The 20,873-nt window shown below is 65.4% G+C and carries 16 protein-coding genes; 11 read left to right on the forward strand and 5 right to left on the reverse strand.

Going from position 1 to position 20,873, the window contains the following annotated elements:
• Positions 1-11: 11 nt before the first annotated feature.
• Positions 12-1,226 carry a glycoside hydrolase family 3 N-terminal domain-containing protein gene (locus ACQR1X_RS10380; protein WP_434898765.1) on the reverse strand — a complete coding sequence of 405 codons (1,215 nt, stop codon included), beginning with the start codon at positions 1,224-1,226 and terminating at the stop codon, positions 12-14.
• 42 nt (positions 1,227-1,268) lie between these two features.
• Between ACQR1X_RS10380 and ACQR1X_RS10385 the strand changes: the two genes are divergently transcribed.
• The 8 genes from ACQR1X_RS10385 to ACQR1X_RS10420 all read left to right on the forward strand — a co-directional run bounded on the left by ACQR1X_RS10385 (position 1,269) and on the right by ACQR1X_RS10420 (position 10,749).
• Positions 1,269-1,487 (forward strand): hypothetical protein, encoded by a 219-nt coding sequence (locus ACQR1X_RS10385; protein WP_434885606.1) that lies wholly within the window; start codon positions 1,269-1,271, stop codon positions 1,485-1,487.
• 105 nt (positions 1,488-1,592) lie between these two features.
• On the forward strand, positions 1,593-3,071 hold the full coding sequence (locus tag ACQR1X_RS10390; protein WP_434898766.1) for a DUF4153 domain-containing protein: 1,479 nt from the start codon (positions 1,593-1,595) through the stop codon (positions 3,069-3,071).
• Between the two features lie 23 nt (positions 3,072-3,094).
• Positions 3,095-3,796 (forward strand): response regulator transcription factor, encoded by a 702-nt coding sequence (locus ACQR1X_RS10395; protein ID WP_315799887.1) that lies wholly within the window; start codon positions 3,095-3,097, stop codon positions 3,794-3,796.
• Positions 3,793-5,406 carry an ATP-binding protein gene (locus ACQR1X_RS10400; RefSeq protein ID WP_434872838.1) on the forward strand — a complete coding sequence of 538 codons (1,614 nt, stop codon included), beginning with the start codon at positions 3,793-3,795 and terminating at the stop codon, positions 5,404-5,406. The genes ACQR1X_RS10395 and ACQR1X_RS10400 overlap by 4 nt, the downstream gene beginning before the upstream one ends.
• 265 nt (positions 5,407-5,671) lie before the next feature.
• Positions 5,672-7,288, forward strand: coding sequence for an ABC transporter substrate-binding protein (locus ACQR1X_RS10405; RefSeq protein ID WP_316178640.1), 1,617 nt, complete (start codon positions 5,672-5,674; stop codon positions 7,286-7,288).
• A gap of 24 nt (positions 7,289-7,312) precedes the next feature.
• Positions 7,313-8,290: an ABC transporter permease gene (locus ACQR1X_RS10410; RefSeq protein WP_316215860.1), complete on the forward strand. Its 978-nt coding sequence runs from the start codon at positions 7,313-7,315 to the stop codon at positions 8,288-8,290.
• Between the two features lie 3 nt (positions 8,291-8,293).
• Complete coding sequence (locus tag ACQR1X_RS10415) at positions 8,294-9,124, forward strand: ABC transporter permease (RefSeq protein WP_315799883.1); 831 nt, start codon at positions 8,294-8,296, stop codon at positions 9,122-9,124.
• Positions 9,121-10,749 carry an ABC transporter ATP-binding protein gene (locus ACQR1X_RS10420; RefSeq protein ID WP_315799882.1) on the forward strand — a complete coding sequence of 543 codons (1,629 nt, stop codon included), beginning with the start codon at positions 9,121-9,123 and terminating at the stop codon, positions 10,747-10,749. Before ACQR1X_RS10415 ends, ACQR1X_RS10420 begins: the two co-directional genes overlap by 4 nt.
• Here the strand turns inward: ACQR1X_RS10420 and ACQR1X_RS10425 are convergent.
• A complete protein-coding gene (locus ACQR1X_RS10425; protein WP_434898767.1) occupies positions 10,746-12,056 on the reverse strand; it encodes an NAD(P)/FAD-dependent oxidoreductase in 1,311 nt (436 codons plus the stop codon). The genes ACQR1X_RS10420 and ACQR1X_RS10425 overlap by 4 nt on opposite strands.
• 150 nt (positions 12,057-12,206) lie before the next feature.
• Here ACQR1X_RS10425 and ACQR1X_RS10430 point away from each other — a divergent pair, with 150 nt between their 5' ends.
• Positions 12,207-13,064, forward strand: coding sequence for a VOC family protein (locus tag ACQR1X_RS10430; RefSeq protein ID WP_434881573.1), 858 nt, complete (start codon positions 12,207-12,209; stop codon positions 13,062-13,064).
• Between the two features lie 39 nt (positions 13,065-13,103).
• Here ACQR1X_RS10430 and ACQR1X_RS10435 read toward each other — a convergent pair whose 3' ends face one another.
• From ACQR1X_RS10435 to ACQR1X_RS10445, 3 genes are read right to left on the reverse strand one after another with little or no spacing between them, the layout of a single operon-like run.
• A complete protein-coding gene (locus ACQR1X_RS10435) occupies positions 13,104-14,138 on the reverse strand; it encodes a 2Fe-2S iron-sulfur cluster-binding protein (RefSeq protein WP_315799879.1) in 1,035 nt (344 codons plus the stop codon).
• On the reverse strand, positions 14,138-16,069 hold the full coding sequence (locus ACQR1X_RS10440; protein WP_315799878.1) for an ethylbenzene dehydrogenase-related protein: 1,932 nt from the start codon (positions 16,067-16,069) through the stop codon (positions 14,138-14,140). Before ACQR1X_RS10440 ends, ACQR1X_RS10435 begins: the two co-directional genes overlap by 1 nt.
• Entirely contained in the window at positions 16,066-16,248 is a 183-nt protein-coding gene (locus ACQR1X_RS10445; protein ID WP_315799877.1) for a hypothetical protein, read from the reverse strand. Before ACQR1X_RS10445 ends, ACQR1X_RS10440 begins: the two co-directional genes overlap by 4 nt.
• 777 nt (positions 16,249-17,025) lie before the next feature.
• On the opposite strand from ACQR1X_RS10445, the gene ACQR1X_RS10450 reads away from it, so the two are divergent.
• Together ACQR1X_RS10450 and ACQR1X_RS10455 are read left to right on the forward strand one after the other, a co-directional pair.
• Entirely contained in the window at positions 17,026-18,888 is a 1,863-nt protein-coding gene (locus ACQR1X_RS10450) for a type I secretion system permease/ATPase (RefSeq protein ID WP_434881575.1), read from the forward strand.
• 3 nt (positions 18,889-18,891) lie between these two features.
• Complete coding sequence (locus ACQR1X_RS10455; RefSeq protein ID WP_434886151.1) at positions 18,892-20,847, forward strand: HlyD family type I secretion periplasmic adaptor subunit; 1,956 nt, start codon at positions 18,892-18,894, stop codon at positions 20,845-20,847.
• Positions 20,848-20,873 lie beyond the last annotated feature (26 nt).

The raw sequence follows: 20,873 nt of genomic DNA on the forward strand, positions 1-20,873 counted from the left end.
TGTCCTGCCCTTCAGTCGACGATTTTCTGATGCTCGGCTCCAGTCTCTTGCAGAACCGTGGACACATTCGACGGCTCTGATCTGTCAACCGCCGGCGCCCAGCGCTTCAGCCGCTCATCGCTTCGGCTGAGGGCATCGAGGTCGATGCGTCCTTGCGCCAGAGCCTCCTTGGCGCAGGCCAGCACGCGATGAAACTGGGTGCCGTCATAGGCCACCAGCAACAGGTCGGCACCGCCGTTCAGAGCCTCCACGACAGCTTTGCAGAGATCGCGGCCGTAGATCGCCCCCATCACGAGATCATCCGTCACAATCACACCCTGATAGTTCCAGTGGCCGCGAATGAGTCCCTCGAGCACGGCTTTGGAATGTGAGGCAGGCCGCTCCGGATCGACCGCATCGACCGTCACGTGACCGACCATCATCGCCGCGTGCGAGCCCTGCAGCACCTGTCGAAATGGCCGCCAATCCGACCGTTCCAGGACATCTGCCGGTGTGCCGAGCTGTGCCGAGAAATGATGCGTATCGGCTGCGACGCGCCCCAGACCAGGGAAATGCTTGATGGCCGCGCGGACACCGCTTGCTTCCAGGCCGCGGACGTAGCCGAGCGCAATGTCGCCAACCACCGCGGGATCGTTGGAGATCGCGCGGCGGCCGATCAAGGTGTGAAAGTCCAGTCGATTGCGTGTCCAGCTCGGGCGAAGGTCGACGACAGGCGCCAGGTTGAAGGTGATGCCGGCAGCCGCGAGCGCCTCACCTTGGGCGCGCCCCATCGCGAACGCATCCTGCGCGCGCCGCGAGGCCGGCAGATCGGCCAGCGTGGCGAGGCCGGGCATGTTCGGCAGTGTCGGAGACAGGTGCGCGACGGAGCCTCCCTCCTGATCCGCCGCGACCAGCAGGGACGGCAGCCCGGCACTCCGGCGCGCGTCCTGCAACCGCGCGATCTCGGCACGGAGTTGCGGCTCGGTCCGGCCACGGACGTTGTGGTGAGTGACATAGACTCCCGCGATCAACCCCTGCCGCGCCAACACGGCTGCGTCGCCCACGGCCGTGTAGCCGACGATGAAATGCCGGCCGAGCAGACGCGCCACGTCCGGGGGCGTGCGGAACGTCTCGTACTTGCGCCAGGCAAACATGAACTGCGTCGACGTCAGCATGATCAGCGGAACGCACCATGCCAGCACGAGCGCGCGTCCGGCGGCCCCCTGCCGCCACCGGCCGCCGAGCATCAGCAGCAGCGGGACAGCAAGCCCGATGAGGAGCAGGGCCACATGGCCGCTGCCCCGCAGCCGAACCAGATAGGGCTCGTTGCTGTTCAGCGTGACGAAAATGAAGAGCAGAGCAAGGATCCAGAGAACCGCGGTCCTGATACGTCCAAGCATGTGTGCAGCCGATCATCCCAGGGGAAAGACGGCCATTGCGTAACAATCACGTTTCGCCCGCGCCAGCAGCAGAATCGCGTCTGCACCAAATCTGCAAACAAATCCTGAAATGCTGCAGATCCCCTCGTGAGCCGCTGCATAGGCAGGCGTCATGCTGGGCTCATCGGCTTGTGCCTTCCGGCCCGAGCGATGACCCAAACCAAGGATTCCTCCATGACCACCCTTGCCGAGCCGACGGCTGCACCCGTCGCGCCCGATTCCATGTGGCTCAAATTCGCCATCGCTGCAGGCCTCGTCGGCCTCGCCGATCCGCTGCTGTACGACGGCCGGCCGATTGGCCTGGCATTCCCGCTGTTTTTCGCCGCGCTCGCCTCCGCCAGCGTTCTTGCCAACCTCGCCAAGACCAATCGAGGCCGTCTGGTCGGAGCCGCAGTTCTCTTCGGTGCCGGCCTGGCTCCCGCCATCGAGGAACTGAACCTGCTTTCTTTTCCTGTCCTGCTGCTCACGACGCTGTCGGCCGTCGCGCTGGCGACCAACCGATCCGCGCGCGGCTTCCGGCTTCCGCTGACCGCCGCACGGCAATTGCTGCTCATCGGACCGTTTCGGCTGATACCGGATGCGATCGTGACGCTACGCACGAACATGGTCATGCGAACTCTCCTTGTCTGGAGCATCCCGCTGGCACTCGGTTGCGTGTTCCTGGCTCTGTTCGCGGCAGCCAATCCGGTCATTGAGCGCTGGTTCGCCGTTCTCAGTCCCGAGCAGGTCGCTTCCCAACTCACGATGGGGCGCGCGATCTTCTGGCTCGTCACGTTGTCCATGGTCTGGCCGTTCATCAATCTTCGCTGGCGCGAGCGGACCAAGACTTGGAGCCCGCCGATCGAAAGCGAACCCGATCAGCCGTCAATCCTGGCGACCGTGCTCGGCCCTGAAACGGTGCTTCGGGCGCTGATCCTGTTCAACATCCTGTTTGCTCTCCAGACGGCGCTCGACGGCGCCTATCTGTGGGGACATGCCGCGCTTCCGGACGGCATGACCTATGCGGCCTATGCGCACCGGGGCGCCTATCCCTTGATCGTCACAGCGCTGCTCGCGGCGGCCTTCGTCATCGTCGCCGTCCGCTCCGAGACCACGGCAAACGAGTCGCGATTGGTCCGGCCGCTGGTCTATCTCTGGGTGGCACAGAACGTGATGCTGGTCGTATCCTCGATCCAACGGCTTCACATGTATATCGAGACTTATGCTCTGACCTATTGGCGGATCGCGGCCTTGATATGGATGATCCTGGTTGCGATCGGCCTGATCCTCATCGTGCTCAGGATCGCTCTCGCCAAGTCCAACGCGTGGCTCGTCCGCATGAACATCCTGGTGCTCTCGGCGACCATTTACGGCTGTGCACTGATCAATTTCGACCGGCCGATCGCAGACTTCAATGTCTCCCATAGTCGTGAGGCGGGGCAGAGCGGCCCTCTCATCGACGGCTCCTATCTCGTCTGGCTCGGGCCAGAGGCGCTGCCGGCCATCGAGCGGGCGATGCTGTTGCGACCGACGGACCGGGGACTGGCGAGCGACCGCGATCGGCTCCTCGCGCAACAGCAAAGCAGCATGGCGTCCTGGCGATCCTGGAGTTTTCGCGGCTGGCGCCTGCAGCGCTATCTCGATACACATCCCGTGTCGCAGAAACCAAGCTGATGCCTCGCCGCGGAGGAAAGCACGTGTCTCCCCGAATCCTCATCGTCGACGACGACCCGCATATCCGCGAGGTCCTGCGCGTGGCCTTGAGCAAGGCCGGCATGGCGGTGAAGGAAGCCGCCGACGGCCGCGCCGCGCTGGCCAGGTTCGCCGAAGACCGTCCGGACCTGATCGTGCTCGACGTCGGCATGCCGGAGTACGACGGCCTCGAGGTCTGCCGGCGGATTCGCCGGACCTCGCAGGTGCCGATCCTGTTCCTGTCGGCGCGCGACGAGGAGATCGACCGTATTCTCGGGCTCGAGATCGGCGGCGACGACTACGTGACCAAGCCGTTCAGTCCGCGCGAGCTCGTCGCCCGCGTCAACGTCATTCTCCGCAGGGTCTCATCCGGTGGGGCGGATCGTGCGCCCGAACCGGAGGAGCTGGCGCATGGCAGGCTTCGTCTCGACCCGCAGCAGCATCTGGCGCGCTTCGGCGACGCGCCGCTGACACTTACCGCCCTGGAATTCAGCATCCTGCGCACGCTGATGACGCGCCCTGCCGTCGTGTTCAGCCGCGAGCAGATCATGAGCGCCGCCTATCAGCTCAACATCCAGGTTTCCGACCGCACCATCGACAGCCACATCCGCAACATCAGGGCCAAGCTGGCAGCCGCGCATTGCGAGGACGCCATCGAGACGGTGCATGGCGTCGGCTTCCGGCTCGGCCGCTGCGGCGCTCCATGATCGCGCCCAAGCCCAAGGCAAAATGGCGGCCGTCGCTGGGACAGATCGTCTTTGGCGTACTGGCGCTGGTCGGCACCTTGCCGCTCGTCGGGCTGTTCTTCTTTCGCATCTATGACAACCAGCTGATCCGTCAGACGCAGGCGGAGCTGATCGCGCAGAGCCGCGTGCTCGCGGCGGTCTTCGCCGAGGAGGTTTCCGCGCGCCTTGCCGCCGGCGTGCCGCTCGGCGCCGAGATCCCGCCCGAGTCACGTCCGGATGCCTCCGACGAGGTGACGCCGATTCGCCCCCTGCTCGATCTCCTGGCCAACGATCTGTTCGTCCGCCGGCCCGACGCACGCGATGCGGTCCATCCTGCGGATCCGGCCTACGTCGCGATCGGCGCGCGCCTGCTGCCGATCGTCAGGGAGACGCAGAAGGTCACCTTGGCCGGGTATCGCGTGCTCGATCCCCAGGGCGTCGTGATCGCCGGCCGCGACGAGATGGGCAAATCCCTCGCCCATATCGACGAGGTGGCCGCCGCCCTGAAGGGACGCTACAGCGCCGCGCTCCGCATCCGCATTCCCGACAAGGCCCCGCCACCGATCTATTCGATCAGCCGCGGCGTCGGCGTCCATGTGTTCTCGGCCATGCCCGTGATCGTCGACGATCACGTCGCCGGGGTCATCTATACCTCGCGCACGCCGCGCAACATCTTCGAGCATCTCTATCAGGAGCGCGGCAAGTTCATCGCGGCCGGCTCCACCATTGTCCTCACGACGCTGCTGGTCGGCCTCATCGTGGCGCGCACGATCACGCGCCCGATGCGCGAGCTGGTCGATCGCGCCGGCCGGATCGGACGCAACGATCCCGCAGGCTTCCGTCCGCTCGCCCATTACGGCACCCGCGACTTCGCGGAGCTCGCCGAGCACTTCTTCGCCATGGCCGAGCAACTGGCGCAACGCTCCAACTACATCAGGAGCTTTTCCGCGCATCTGACCCACGAACTCAAATCACCGCTCACCTCGATCAAGGGCGCAGCCGAGCTGCTGCTCGACTCTCTGGCCAGCCCTTCTGAGACCTTGACGCGCGCCGAGCAGGAGACGTTCCTCACCAACATCCTTGGCGACGCCGACCGCCTCGCGGCACTGGCCCAGCGCTTGCGCGAGCTGGCACGCGCGGAGACGGTGTCGGCGGTCGAGGCCGGTAGCATCGCCGAGGCCGTCGGCACGCTGCGAGTGCGTTTCCCGTCGGTTGTCATCGAGACATCAGGGCCGGTCGAACGTAGCACGACATTGCCGAACGAAACCGTGCTCATCGTGCTCACGCATCTCGTCGACAACGCCGTCCGGCATGGCGCCCTGCGCATCCGCCTCGAGGCCGAGGAGAGCAAGGAGATGCTGATCGTCATCGCCAGCAATGACGGCGATCCGATCTCGCCTGACAACCGCGACCGCATCTTCGATGCCTTCTTCACGACCCGGCGCGACAGCGGCGGTACCGGCATGGGGCTGGCGATCGTGCGCGCCATCATGGCAAACCATGGCGGCGAGATCTCGCTGCGGCCGGGCGGGACCGGCGTCGCATTCGAACTGCGGCTACCGATCCAATGCGGTCGCGGGACGCCGACTTAAGATAGCGCGCTTGATGCGGTGCCACGTCAGAGTTGCTTCCGGTCGCCGGCAATCCCCACCACATTCAGGGCCTTGTCGACGAAGATCATCTCCCATTCGTTCGTATACGAGCAATGTATGCCACGGTGCCGCCGGCTGCATGGGCCGCACGAGAATGCCGCAGAGCTGCACGGCAATTGGCAAATGACTTGGACCCGCGATCCGCGTAATCTTCGCCCCGATTGCACCATCGGCCAGCGTCCCGCTTGGCCTTCGGGAGACCTTGATGAATTCGAGCCGTTTCGAGATCAGCCGCCGGACCGCCCTCCTGACCTCCGCTGCCATCGCTGCGAACGTGGTCAATCCATTCCGTGCCTTCGCCCAGGAGACGCCGCGCAAGGGTGGCGTGTTCAACGTTCACTACGGCGCCGAGCAGCGCCAGCTCAACCCGAGCCTCCAGGCTTCGACCGGTGTCTACATCATCGGCGGCAAGATCCAGGAGAACCTCGTCGACCTCGACGCCAATGGCCAGCCGGTCGGCGTGCTTGCCGAGAGCTGGGAGGCGACGCCGGACGGCAAGACCGTCACTTTCAAGCTGCGCAAGGGCATCACCTGGCATGACGGCAAGCCGTTCACGTCGGAGGACGTTGCCTTCACCGCGATGAACATGTGGAAGAAGATCCTCAACTACGGATCGACCCTGCAGTTGTTCCTGACTGCGGTCGACACGCCAGATCCGCAAACCGCGATCTTCCGCTACGAGCGGCCGATGCCGCTCAACCTGCTGCTGCGCGCCCTGCCCGATCTCGGCTACGTCTCGGCCAAGCACATCTACGAGAGCGGCGACATCAGGCAGAACCCCGCGAACCTCGCCCCCATTGGTACTGGCCCGTTCAAATTCGTGAAGTACGAGCGCGGCCAGTATATCATCGCCGAGCGCAATGCCGACTACTGGCGCCCCAACGCGCCCTATCTCGACCGCATCGTGTGGAAGGTGATCACCGACCGTGCCGCGGCGGCGGCGCAAATGGAGGCAGGCGAGCTGCACTACAGCCCGTTCTCGGGCCTGACCATCTCCGACATGGCGCGGCTCGGCAAGGACAAGCGTTTCATCGTCTCGACCAAAGGCAATGAGGGCAACGCGCGCACCAACACGCTCGAGTTCAACGTCCGCCGCAAGGAGCTGGCGGACGTGAAGGTCCGCCGTGCCATCGCGCACGCGATCAACGTTCCCTTCTTCATCGAAAACTTCCTCGGCGATTTCGCCAAGCTGGGCACCGGTCCGATCCCGTCGACCTCGACCGACTTCTACCCCGGCGCCAATACGCCGCAATATCCCTACGACAAGGCCAAGGCGGCGGCGCTCCTGGACGAAGCCGGCTACAAGCCCGGCGCCGGCGGAACCCGCTTCTCGCTGCGGCTGCTGCCCGCGCCGTGGGGTGAGGACATCTCGCTGTGGTCAACCTTCCTCCAGCAATCGCTGGGCGAGGTTGGCATCGCAATCGAGATCGTGCGCAACGATGGCGGCGGCTTTCTCAAGCAGGTCTATGACGAGCACGCCTTCGATCTCGCGACCGGCTGGCACCAGTACCGCAACGACCCCGCGGTTTCGACCACGGTCTGGTATCGCTCCGGCCAGCCCAAGGGCGCGCCCTGGACCAATCAGTGGGGTTGGGACGATCCCAAGATCGACAAGATCATCGATGACGCGGCGACCGAGGTCGATCCGGCCAAGCGCAAGGCGCTCTATGCCGATTTCGTGCGCGAGGCCAATACCGAGCTGCCGGTGTGGATGCCGATCGAGCAGATCTTCGTCACCGTGATCACGGCCAAGGCGCGCAACCACTCGAACACGCCGCGCTGGGGATCGTCGAGCTGGCACGATCTGTGGCTTTCCGCCTGAGCCGGAATCCGTCAGGATGAGGCCATGCGCATCTTGAGCCTTGCGGGGCGGCGGCTCGCCGCCTCGATCCCCACCCTGTTCCTGATCCTGATCGGCGTCTTCCTGCTGCTGCAACTCGCGCCCGGCGATACGGTCGACGCGATGATGGCGCAGATGGGCGGCGGCGATGCCGCCACCGCCCGCGAGTTGCGTCGCTTCTATGGACTGGACCTGTCGGTCCCGATGCAGCTCGCCAATTATCTATGGCGGCTGGTGCGTCTCGATCTCGGGTTCTCCGCGATCTACGGCAAGCCCGTCGCTGCCGTGATCCTGGAGCGGCTGCCACCGACGCTGCTGCTGATGACATCGGCGCTGTCCTTTGCCTTCTTCTTCGGTCTTGTTTTCGGGGTGATCGCCGCGCGCGGCGTCAACCGCTGGCCGGATACGCTGATCTCCACGGTGGGCCTGATCTTCTATGCCACCCCGTCGTTCTGGTTCGGACTGATGGCCATCGTCGTGTTCTCGATCTACCTGCAGTGGCTGCCCGCCGGCGGCTTCGAGGATATCGGCGCGGTCACGACCGGCGTCTGGCGCGTGCTCGATATCGCACGACACTTGGTGTTGCCGTCCTTGACACTCGGCCTGATCTTCCTCGCCATCTATCTCCGCATCATGCGCGCCTCCATGCTCGAGGTCCTGAACCTCGATTTCGTCCGCACCGCGCGCGCCAAGGGCCTCGACGAGACCCGCATCGTCACCCGCCACGTGCTGCGCAACGCGCTGCTGCCGATGGTGACGCTGATCGGACTCCAGGCCGGCACGATGCTCGGCGGCTCCGTGGTGGTCGAGACGGTGTTCTCGCTGCCCGGCCTCGGACGTCTCGCTTATGAGTCGGTCGTCCAGCGCGACCTCAACACCCTGCTCGGCATCGTCTTCGTCTCGGCGCTGCTCGTGATCGCCGTCAACTTCGTGACCGATCTGCTTTACGCGCGGCTCGATCCGCGCATCACGGCGGAGAGCTAGCGCATGGACGCGGTCAAACGCTATTTCCGCAGTCCCGCTGCCGTCCTGGGCCTCGTGCTCCTGCTGATCGTCATCGGCATGGCGCTCAGCGCCGGCTATTTCTATCCACGCGATCCGCTCGCGCTCGCCGGCCGGCCCCTGATCTGGCCGCTCGCCAATCCGCGCTTCCTGCTCGGCACCGACAATTCCGGCCGCGACATCGCCGCCCAGATCTTCTACGGCGCCCGCATCTCGCTCCTGATCGGCGGCGTCGCCACGCTCATTGCCGTGGCGATCGGCGTGTTGGTCGGTGCGCTCGCGGGCTACTACGGCGGCTGGGTCGACAACATCCTGATGCGCATCACCGAAGCCTTCCAGACGCTGCCGAACTTCGTCCTGCTGCTGGTCCTGGTCGCGGTGTTCGGCTCGACTTTGACGACGGTGACGATTGCCGTCGGCATCGTCTCCTGGCCGGCACCGGCCCGGCTGACACGGGCGGAGTTCCTGTCGCTGCGCAGCCGCGAATTCGTCCAGGCCGGCCGCACCCTCGGCATGCGCGACACCCAGCTGATCCTGCGCGAGATCCTGCCGAACGCGCTGCCGCCGGTGATCGTCTATGCCGGTGTCGTGATGGCGGTCGCGATCCTCTTGGAGAGCGCGCTCGCCTTCCTACGGCTGTCCGACGCCAATGTCGCCTCCTGGGGCAACCTGATCGGGCTCGGGCGCGACGTGCTGCGCGTGCAGTGGTACGTCTCCGCGATCCCGGGCGTCGCCATTCTCGTCACCGTGCTCGCGGTGTCGCTGGTCGGCCAGGGGCTCAATGACGCACTGAATCCCCGGCTGAAACAGCGATGAGTCCCGCACAGCCCATTCTGACCGTCGACCGCCTCAGCGTGCGTTTGCCGAAGGGCGCCGACCGCACGCATGCGATCTCCGAGGTCTCGCTTTCGGTCGCCGAGAACGAAATCGTCTGCATCGTCGGAGAATCCGGCTCCGGCAAGTCGATGATGGCCAATGCCATCATGCGGCTGCTGCCCGACGGTGTGGGCACCGACGGCGGACGCATCCTGTTTGCCGGGCGCGATCTCTGCACCGCCACGGCGGCAGAGATGCGCAGCATGCGTGGCGCCGAGGTCGCGATGGTGTTCCAGGAGCCGATGACCGCGCTCAATCCGTTGCGCACGATCGGCGACCAGATCGGCGAGGTGCTGGACATCCATACCGATCTGTCGAAAGCCGAGATCAAATCGCGCGTGCTGTCGCTCCTGTCCGACGTCAACATTCCCGATCCGCCGCGCGCGGCGAAGGCCTATCCGCACGAGCTGTCCGGCGGCCAGCGCCAGCGCGCCATGATCGCCATGGCCTTGGCGCTTGATCCGAAGCTGCTGATCGCCGACGAGCCGACGACGGCGCTCGACGTCACGACGCAGGCCCAGATCCTCAAGCTCATCCGAGAGCTGCAGCAGCGGCGCAGGACGGCGGTGCTGTTCATCACGCATGACTTCGGGGTCGTCGCCGAGATCGCCGACCGCGTCGTCGTGATGCAGCATGGCAGCGTCGTCGAACAGGGCGCGGCGGCGGATGTCCTGCAACGGCCGCAGCATGATTACACCAGGCAACTGATCGCTGCGGTGCCACCCGTGGCGGCCCCTCCGGCACGCAGATTATCGGACCAGATGATCCTCGCCATCTCCGGTATCTCGAAGACCTATCGCACCGGCGGCTTCCTCGGCCGCGGCGAGCGCACTACCCATGCAATCAGGGACGTTTCGCTTTCACTGCCGAAGGGGGCAACGCTCGGCATCGTCGGCGAGTCCGGCTCCGGCAAATCCACCCTCGCCCGCTGCATCATTCGCCTGATCGATCCCGACACAGGAACGATCCTGCTCGACGGCGAGGACTGGGCACGCCTCTCGCGCAGCGAGGTCAGAAACAGAACCCAGCAGATGCAGATGGTGTTTCAGGACCCGTTCGCCTCGTTGAATCCGCGGCGCAAGGCGGTCGAGCTGGTGGCGCAGGGACCGATCGTGCACGGCACCGCGCGAGCGCAGGCGCTGACCGAGGCGCGCGAGCTGTTCAGCCTGGTGGGGCTCGACCCGTCCGCCGCCGACCGCTTTCCGCATGAGTTCTCCGGAGGTCAGCGCCAGCGCATCGGGCTTGCGCGCGCGCTGGCGCTGAAGCCCAAGGTGCTGGTCGCGGACGAGCCGGTGTCCGCGCTCGACGTCTCCGTTCAGGCGCAGGTGCTGAAGCTGCTGACCAGCCTGCGCGAACGGCTCGACCTGTCGATCATCTTCATCACGCACGACCTGCGGGTCGCAGCCCAGATCTGCGATCTGGTCGCGGTCATGAAGGACGGCGTCGTCGTCGAGCATGGGCCCACGCACGACGTGTTCGGCAACCCGCAGCATGCCTATACGCAGGCGCTGCTGGAGGCCATTCCGGGCGGCGACTTCGCCCGGACCCAACATCCCACGTCTTAGCCGATCTCGCGCGCGTCGCGGTACCGGTACAGGAGCAGCATGAGCGGCGCGAACGGACGCAGCAGCGCGTGCGCCGGAATGGTGACCGGCTCCGTGAACGGCAAGGCCAGCTCGTTCGCCGGCACGCCGCGCACCGCTTTCGCGAACTCCGCACCGAGGGGGATCGTGAGCGCGACCGCGCGGCCATTGCAGCCGGTCCAGCCATAGGCATCAGGACCGAGGCGATGGATCCGCGGCATGTAGTCCGTGGTCATGCCGACATAGCCATTCCAGACATAGTCGAACCGGACCTCGCCGATCTGCGGCCACAGCCGCTGCAGGCGTTCGGCGACCCTCGCCTTCAGCCGCTCGGCCTTGTTGCCGGGGCCGATCACGGCGCCGCCGGTGACCAGACGGTTGCGGGCGTCGTAGCGGGCGAAATACAGCTCGCCGTGCGTATCGGACATGGCCTGCCGCGCCGGGATGATGGTCTTGCGGACATTGTCCGACAGCGGCTGCGTCGCCATCTGCCACGACAGCACGGGCATCACCTCGTGCGCGATATCCGGTGCGAGCGCCTTGGAGAACTCCCCGCTATAGGCGTTGCTCGCCAGCACCAGCGCGCGCGCGGACAGCTCCCCTCGTGCCGTGCGCACGATCCAGCGATCTCCGCGCCGGGCGAAATCGATCACCGGCGAGCGCGCATAGATCCGGCCGCCCAGGCTCAGCACCGTCCGCGCCAGGCCACGCGCCAGCGCGAGCGGATTGATGTGGCCGCCGGTCTTGTTCCAGAAGCCGCCATGCCAGGCGTCCGAGCCGAGCATGTCGCGCGCCTGATCGCGCGACAGCAACTCGACCGGCGCACCGAACTTCGACCACTGCTTGAACCTGCGCTCGGCGATCCTGATGCGGCCGGGCGTATGCACCGGCTGGACCCAGCCGGCCTGCTCATGCTCGGCATCGATGTCGTACCGTCTCACGGTATCGAACAGATTGGACGCGCTGTCGCGTAACATCGCCACGAAGCGCTCGCCCGCGGCGCCATGACGCACGACGAGATCGTCCGGATCGGGACGTGACAGCGTCGGAATGACCTGACCGTTGTTCCGGCCGGATGCGCCCCAGCCGGGCTCCATCGCCTCGACGATGGCGACGTCCGTCCCAGCTTCGCGCAGATGCAGCGCCGTCGACAGCCCGGTGAAGCCGCCGCCGATGATGACCACGTCGGCCTGCACACTGCCCTGAAGCTCGGACAGGTCAGGTCCAGGCGGCGTCTGCGCCGCCCACAGGGATGGCGGCCATTGAACGGTATCTGTGGTGGTGGTCATCGCGGACAGCTCATCCTTGCTGGTCGACCGCCCTGCCGGAGATCGATCTTGCCTTGCGCCCAGCGCCCCGCTGCGCCGGTTGCGGCGCATGGGTCGATTGGGCATAGTTCGGCCGCCAATATGCCAACTTCGCTGCAAGGAGACAAACGCGTGGCCCTCAAGAATGTCATCGGTATCGATCACGCGGTCGTCGTGGTGAAGGATCTCGACGCCGCGGCGGAGACCTGGAGGCGGCTGGGCTTCACGCTGTCTCCGCGCGGCACGCACAGCGCCAAGATGGGGTCCGGCAATTACACCATCATGCTCGATCCTGATTACATCGAGCTGCTCGGCATCCTCGCCGAGACCGACCACAACGTTCCGACCCGCAATTTCCTCGCCCAGCGCGGCGAAGGCATCGAGCGCATCGCCTTCACCGCGATCGACTCGGCGGCCGGCGCCGAGGAAATCCGCGCCAAGGGTTTTGAGCCGATTGGCCCGATCGATTTCGAACGCCCGGTGCCCCTGCCCGACGGCTCCATCTCGGCAGCGAAATTCCGGGTGTTTCAATGGCCGGTCGCGGAGGCTCCGGGCGGCCTGCGCATCTTCGCATGCCAGCACAAGACGCGCGAAACAGTCTGGATTCCTGAATTGATGCGCCATGCCAACGCCGCCAAGCAGCTGAAGCAGGCCCTGATCGTGACGCCGGATCCGACCAAGGACGCAGCCCATCTGTCGCGCCTGATCGATCGCGACGGGCGAGCCGAGGCCGACGGCGCCGTGACCGTGACCTCGGGCGGCGATCGCGCCGATTTCGTGTTCTTGACCCGGGAGCAGCTCGCAGCGCGTTATCCCGGCGTGTCGCTCGCCGGCCTGCCGGAGCGCGGCGGCGCCGGCCTGGTGCTGGCATCACATGATCTCGCAACGACGGAAAAGGCGCTTGGCGCGGCGGCGGTGCGCAGCGGCGCGAGCCTCGTTGTTCCGCCGGCGTCAGCGACGGGCACCCTGCTCAGCTTCGTGGCCGGCTAGACTTTCGCGAGGCGGCCACGGGCCGTGGCTGCCTCGATGTCATTCGGCCGGCTGGAACATCGCCGGCCGGCCGCGCTGGCTGTCGAGCCATCCGGCGAGACGATCCATGAGTCCGCCGCGGGTCTCCGAAGGTTGCGCCGACGACACGAACGGATCGCAATGACACTTCGCGCCGGCCGCGCGCGACATCTTCGCGACCGCCTCGGTCATGGCCGGCGCGCCGCAGGTATAGACGACGTCGTTGGGCGTGAGCTCCGGCATGTGTTCGGTCGGCCGGCCGCTGCGAATCGCGGGCGAGACGTTCTGCGGCTCCGACACGATCGGAATGATCTTCACGTTCGGGAAGCGCGCCAGGCGGCACAACGCCTGATGCATGTAGAACGACTGCAAGGTGCGCGACACGACGATGAAGACGATCTCGCGCTTCGGATTCTCGGTGATGGCGGCGACAGCGATCGCCCACATCGGCGCGAAGCCGGTGCCGCTCGCCACCAGGATGATTCGGCCGCGATGCTTCTGCCGGAAGAACGCGGTGCCCAACGGCGCCGTCAGCTTGACGCGATGGCCGACCTGGATGTCGCGGCCGAGCGCCGAGGATACCAGGCCATCCTTCAGGATGCGGATGTGCAGATACAGCAGATGGCTGTCGGGTGCGCCAACCATCGGATAGGTCGGGCTGTAGCAGCGGGTCGGAAAACCGCGGTACTGCACCTTGGCGTATTGTCCGGGGAAGAATCGCAGCGGCTTCGGCATCTCGAGGGTGACGCCGACGACGTCGGGCGCGAGCCGCACGAGATCGCCCACCTCGCAATTCATCGTCACCGTATCCGGCACGGGCTCGGTGATGATCTTGAGGTCGGACACGACACGCGCCTGGCACGCATGCGCCATGTCGCCTTCCATCCCGCCGAACAGCTTGCCGTCGACGACCGTTACCTTGCAGGAGCCGCAGATTCCGCTGCGGCAGTCATGGGGCAGATCCACGCCACTGTTGATGGCGCCGTCGAGCAGGATATCGCCCACATTCGCGTAGAACGTTTCCCTGTTGTACTGGATTTTGCAAATCTTACCCATCACTGCACCTCAAGTCGCATCGGCCGGATCTGCCTCGTATGTCGGATCTGGGTGTGGTCGAACGCAGCGACTCGCATGAAGACACCGTTCTTGATCGGGACGTCGTACTTGCTTTTCGTGTCCATTTTGCGGGCAATTTCGAGCGTCCAGTGGCCTGCGGCCCAACGCGCTGCGCAACGGATGTCCGCGCGATCGCCGGTGAACTCGCCGCTGACGAGCACACCGGGCACGACGGTCCCGATCGGCGTCTGGGCATCCGCCTCGGCCGAATACGGCACCGATTCGGCCTCGGTCATGAACCAGCGTGCGCCTTCGCTCTCGCCGATGTTCGGATCGAGATTGATCTCGCCCATCGCCGCGGTCATCGCGGCGACGTCCTTCGGAAGGCGCTTCGGTCTCACGCCCCGATTCCCCAGTCTTGCGGCCTCCCTGTCGATCACGAAATTGTCGGAATAGTTCGCGGTCCCCGGATCCGGTGCGAACCCGCCCTTGTAGGGCGTGAGTCCCTTGACCTGATCCGGCGTGGGTTCTGCAGGCGGACCGAAATGATCATCATCCATCCATCCGGTCGGGCCGCCGCTCGTCGCCTTCCACAGCCAGGCGTCGGCATAGAGATTCGGCGCCGGCGTGTAGTGGATGCCGCGACCCGACAGCGTCGGCGGCTTGTCCGGCATCGGCTGCGAGCTCATGTGAAAGGTTCGGTCCGCGGCCAGGGTGATCGGCAGCGTCGTGAACAACAGCGAGAACTTGTCCTCGTTGAAGTCGTTCTCGTCGCCCTTGTCGAAACCGTTCTGCAGGAGATGCCAGCCGTCGGCCTTCTTGATCAGCGGCAACTGCTTCAGCGACCGCGTCGGGTCCTCCCAGATGACGAGGAAATACACCCACGTGCCGTCATGCGCGGCCTTGATCCAAACGCGCGATTCGCCGGTACCGTCGAAATTGTCGCCCTGGTTGGTCGTCACCATGTGCGGCTGGATGTTGCGCCAGACACGATCCGACGAATCGCCGTCAAGCGTCGGCGCATCCGATGTCGCGATTCGGTACACCGTGACGGTGTCCTCGGCGTAGTAGTCGGCGGCGAACATCGCCGAGCCGATCACAATGGCTGCGGCGATCGCGACCATGAACGGGTTGGACTGGAAGCTCGGATTGCGGCGACGGGAGTTGCCCTTGGCAGGTGCCGGCGGCGGACGCATGCGGCCTGGCGGCACCCGCGGCTCCGAACGTGCCCGCAGCGGCTCCTCCATGCGCCGCGGCGCCGGCATCGGCTCACGCGCTGCAGGCCGCGCGGCCGGCGCGGGCCGCTTCGGAGGCGCCTCCGCCTCCTCCAGCTTTTCCGACTGCTCGACCAGCATCGTGAGCAGTTCGACGGGATCGAGCTTCGGCGGCGGCGGCGGCAAGGGCGCCGGCCGGAACACGCGATAGAGCTGCATCTTTCCGCCGATGCTGAAATGAACCAGGACGTGCAGCACCACGAAGGCCGGGATCACCCAGGTCGCGTACCAGTGGATCATCATGGTGACGTAGCCGGAGGCCACGCCGAAGAAGAGCATGCCTCCGGTGACGATCAGGATCGCCATGGAGATGAAAAGCACCCAGTGCAGCATCACACTGATCGAGCCCAGCCGCGCCGGCCGGCGGCCGAGCAGGCCCTTGAAGCGCATCTTGTCGATGGTGACGCGGCGACCTAGCCCCGACTTCGAGATATAGATCATGTAGGCGACGGCGACGCTCGCGAGCACGACCCCAGCCGGCATGTGCCAGGTCCAGGTCCGGTGCCGGGGCAGCAGCCAGTCGAGATTGTTCGCGATCCACGCGTGTCCAGGCGCTTCGGTCGCCATGCGAAGCCCCGTCAAGAACGCGATCACAGTGGCCCCAACCAGGGTCCAGTGCAGGATGATCGTTCCATAGTCGGTCTTGCGGATCTTCATGCGTGCGCCTCCAGAGCTGCGCGCACGCGATCGGCGCGATTTACCGCCGACCTGGCGACCGTATTTCGTCTCAGCGGACCGATCCGGCGCAGGATGATGAAGTATTCACTCCTGCGGGCCGCCCCTCGACCCGAATCCATTCCCGCATCACGCGTCTCGATGGTGATGTCGTTCAGCAACTTTGTCGTCCCCCGGATACGCTTTACTAAGTGAGCAACTTCGTCCGACTTCGGCGTTACGGCGCCGTTCTGCACCCAATCGTTGCCCCGCTACGCTTGAGCGTGACCGGTTGGATCACGCCTATGGTTGATCAACTGCCGTGGCCCGAGCCGGTGACGAGTTGCTCGGATTGCACGCGGACTGATCTGCTTGGTCCTCCCTGGAGCTGATGTTGATCTCGTGCGCCCGATGCTTGACGGGTCACTGGTTCCACAGCGGCCGCACGTTCGATGATAGAACACATCGTCGGCCGCCATGCCTGGCCGAGCTGATTGCACGTCCTGGATTGGTGCGCGGGGCCGCATGTCCTCGTGTTGCCGCCGCCATCATGATCGTTCTCCGCACCATCATCGAATACCGCATGATCGAGATGACAACGCCTGTGCGTTGCACCGCAGGAAGATTTATTCGGCTTCGTGGCGTCATTCGGCCCGGACCGCGACCAATGAGTACGGAACCAAGGTGATAGACGGACGAATGTGTGACGCGCGTCGCGTGCCGATGGCTGTTATCACGCTGCAACCATCGACGATCGCGGACAGATTTCGCACAGACCCGATCGCTCCGAACGACGCCACAACTTTTCAGAGCCGACCCGGCGCATTGCGTCTCGCGCCGGTCGTGTGCCCGCGACGCTGCGACGGAATTGCCCACATGTCCAATTGTTGCCGGAAAATCGTCGGTATCGACTGTCAATAGCGCGGAGTGAAGCACTGTGTTTTGGGAGACGCGCCTGGATGAGTCTGGCTCAAGAGCGCCCGAGAACGAAAGCCGCGGCTGCCCTCAACGACCTTCTCTCGGGAAGCGACGATCCGGTGACGCGCGGGTTGCGCCAGGCTGTGAAGCGCATGGCCGGCATCGGCGTGTTCAGCGGCGTCATCAACATCCTGATGCTCTCGGGCTCGGTTTATATGATGCAGGTCAATGATCGCGTCGTTCCGAGCAAAAATCTCGCCACGCTCGTCGGCCTGTCGGTGATGATTCTGGCCGTCTATCTGATTCAGGGCTATTTCGACGCGTTGCGCACCCGCATGCTGTGCCGGGTGGCGACCGTGTTCGACGCGAGCCTGCAGGACGCGATTCATCACGCTCTGGCCACCCTGCCCCTGCGCGGCACCAAGCCGATGCTGATGCAGCAGCCGCTGCGCGATCTCGACCAGCTCCGCGCCTTCATGTCGAGCATGGGACCGACCGCCTTTCTCGACATGCCGTGGATACCGATCTTCCTGATCGGGATGTTCCTGTTTCATCCGCTGATCGGCATCACGGCCGTCATCGGCACGATCGGAATCATCTCGATGACGCTGGTGACCGACCGGTTGTCGCGTCAGGCCAGCAAATCCGCCAGCGATACGAGCGCCGCACGGCAGGTCCTCGCTGATGCCACCCAGCGCAATGCCGAGGTGATTCGCGCGCTCGGAATGCTCGATCGCTTCTCGGCACGCTGGAACGCCGTCAACGAGCGCTATCTGAAGGACAATATTCGCGCCAGCGATGTCTACGCCAATCTCGGGGCCGCCGCGAAAGTGCTGCGCTTCATCCTGCAGTCGGGCATGCTCGGTATCGGCGCGGCGCTCGTCGTCTCCGAACAGGCGTCCGGCGGCGTGATGATGGCCTCGTCGATCCTGATGGGCCGCGCGCTCGCCCCGATCGAGATCGCACTTGGCAGCTGGAAACAGCTGGTCGCCGCGCGCCAGGGCATCGCGCGTTTGCGTGATATCTGCAAGGCCACGGCCAGGCCGGAAGCGCCGCCGGTCGCGTTGCCCCGCCCATTCCGCGAGCTGACCGTACAGGAGCTGACGGTCACCGCGCCGGGCACCGATCGGCCGATCGTTCAAAACGTGTCGTTCTCGATCAAGGCAGGCACGGGTCTGGCGCTGCTCGGCGCGAGTGCCTCCGGGAAGACCTCGCTCTCGAAGGCGCTGGTCGGCATCTGGCCTGCACAGCATGGATCCGTCCGCCTCGACGGCGCAGCGCTCGACCAATGGAGCAACGAGGATCTCGGCCGCCATATCGGCTACCTGCCGCAGGACGTTGCCCTGTTCGATGGCAGCATCGCCGACAACATCTGCCGCTTCGACGAGAATGCGAGCTCGGATGCGATCCTGAAGGCGGCGCAGATCGCCGGCGTGCACGACATCATCCTGCGGCTGCCGGAGGGCTATTCGACGCGAATCGGCCAAGGCGGCATGTCGCTGTCGGCCGGTCAGCGGCAGCGCGTCGGTCTGGCCCGCGCGGTGTATGGCGATCCGTTTCTCATCGTCCTCGACGAGCCGAATGCCAATCTGGACACCGACGGGGAGAACGCGCTCAGCCGCGCCATTCAGATCATGCGGCAGCAGAACCAGAGCATCGTGATCGTGATTTCGCACCGTCCCAGCGCGCTGAATGCGCTCAACATGGCGCTGGTGCTGTACGAGGGCAAGGCGATCGCATTCGGTCCCTGCCAGGAGATCTTTGCCCGAGTCGCCGGGGCCAACAAGGCCGCGGGACCTGCCGTCGCGCATGCCCCCGCTCCGCCCAGGGTTGCTGCTCCCGCAGCGGCGCCAAATCCGAACGCCCGCTCGCTTCGTCGCGCCGCCCCAGCAGAAAGCGCTTGATCAATGAAACACATCAACGACTTCAGGCCGTTCGACGACGACGACTATGTACGACCGAAGACTCGCGCGGTCGGTCCGCAGGGCGACGCATTGATCCTCGAGCTGCAGCGGCTGCAGGGCGCATTCGACGACGGCTCCGACGAGGACCCGCGACAACGCCGCGGTGCACGTGATGGCGGCAAGAAGCGCCGGCGTCCGCCGCCGTCGCAGGGCAGGCCGAAGCCGCGCTCGAAGAAAAAGGGCAGCACCATGGGCCGCGCCCTCGGTGCGTCGCTGTCGCTGTTCGGTCTCGGTGCCCAGGCGCCCCGGGCACGCCGCGGTGAAGGCATCCGCGAGATGGACTGGCAGCAGCCCGCACCGATGCGTGGCTACGAGCCGGAGCTATCGCCGCCGCCGCGCCATCCGCCTGCACGCGTGGCGGGCGGCAATTCGGCGCCCGTGCTCGACCTGCAGGATGCGCGGCGCGACGGCAATTTTGGCGTCGGTGCGCCGCGACCGATGGGACAGCAGAACCTCCCTGCCCGCCTGGCGCATGCGCCCGTCGTTCCGCAAACCCGTGTCGGTCGCCTGGTCGGCACCGCCGGCACGGCCTTGACCACCGGCATGACCTTCATTGCGACGCAAGGAACGGCGGCTGATCTCGACGACGGCTCGGACGAATCGCTGGTGCCGCGCGTCAGCCGCATGTTCGAGAACGAGCTGCGTCTCGGCTTGCGGGTGCTGCTTGTCGCCGCCGTTCTCGGCGGCGGCTGGCTGACCCTCGTGCCGCTCGCCGGCGCGATCGTGGTCCCCGGCAATCTCGTGGTGCAATCCAACGTGAAGGCCATTCAGCATCCGACCGGCGGCATTGTCGCGGAAATCAAGGTCGACAACGGCAAGCGCGTCGCGGCGGGCGATCTGCTCGTGCGGCTCGACGCCACGCAGAGCCAAGCCCAGCTCCAGGCGATCACCAAGCAATTGAACGAGCAGCGCGCCAAGATTGCACGGCTCTCGGCCGAGCGCGACGGTCTCGATCAGCCGGACTATCCGTCCACTCTGACCTCACGTCAGGACGATCCGAATGTCCGCACCGTGATCGCGTCGGAGAACGCGCTGTTCAAGGCCCGTGCCACGACCCGCAAGAGCCAGAAGGAGCTGCTGCAGGGCCGCATCGTCCAGCTGAACAACGAGATCAGCGGCATGGAGTCCCAGCTCGAATCCAAGAACAAGCAGATCGAGTTGATCAAGGGCGAGCTGGCCGGCGTGCAGGAGCTCTATGACAAGCGGCTCGTTCCGCTGACGCGACTGACTACGCTGCAGCGGGAAGCCGCTCGAATCGACGGTGAACGCGGCCAATTGGTGTCCAGCGTGGCGGAGACGAGGTCCAAGATCAGCGAAGCCGAGCTCCAGACCGTCAAGATCGATCAGGATTTCCGCAGCGAGGTGGTCAAGGATCTCAGCGAGTCACAGGCCAAGGAAGGCGATCTGGTCGAGAAGGGCGTCGCCGCGCGCGACCAGCTCGATCGCATCGAGATGCGCGCGCCGAACTCCGGCACCATCCACCAGCTCGCGATCCACACCATCGGCGGCGTCATCAAGCCGGGTGAGACCGTCATGGAGCTGGTCCCCGATTCGGACGAACTGCAGGTCGAAGGGCACGTCCAGCCCAAGGACATCGATCACGTCCACACCGGGCAGGATGCGATGGTCCACTTCAACGCCTTCAACCAGCGCACCACGCCGAAATTGAGCGGCCAAGTCTCGTTCGTGTCGCCTGATATCACCAATGACCCACGAACCGGCTCTACGTTCTACACGGTCAGGATCACGCTATCCGACGAGGAGCGCAAGCGGCTCGGCAACGTCAACCTGATGCCCGGCATGCAGGCCGAAGTCTACGTTCAAACCGGCAGCCGGACGATGCTCAGCTATCTGATGAAGCCAGTTCTCGATCAGTGGCGCCGCGCCTTCGTGGAGTAACAAGACCGAACAGCCGCGGTCGGCGC

The organism is Bradyrhizobium sp. HKCCYLRH3073 (assembly GCF_051167995.1).
In the GTDB taxonomy this organism is placed as follows: Bacteria; Pseudomonadota; Alphaproteobacteria; order Rhizobiales; family Xanthobacteraceae; genus Bradyrhizobium.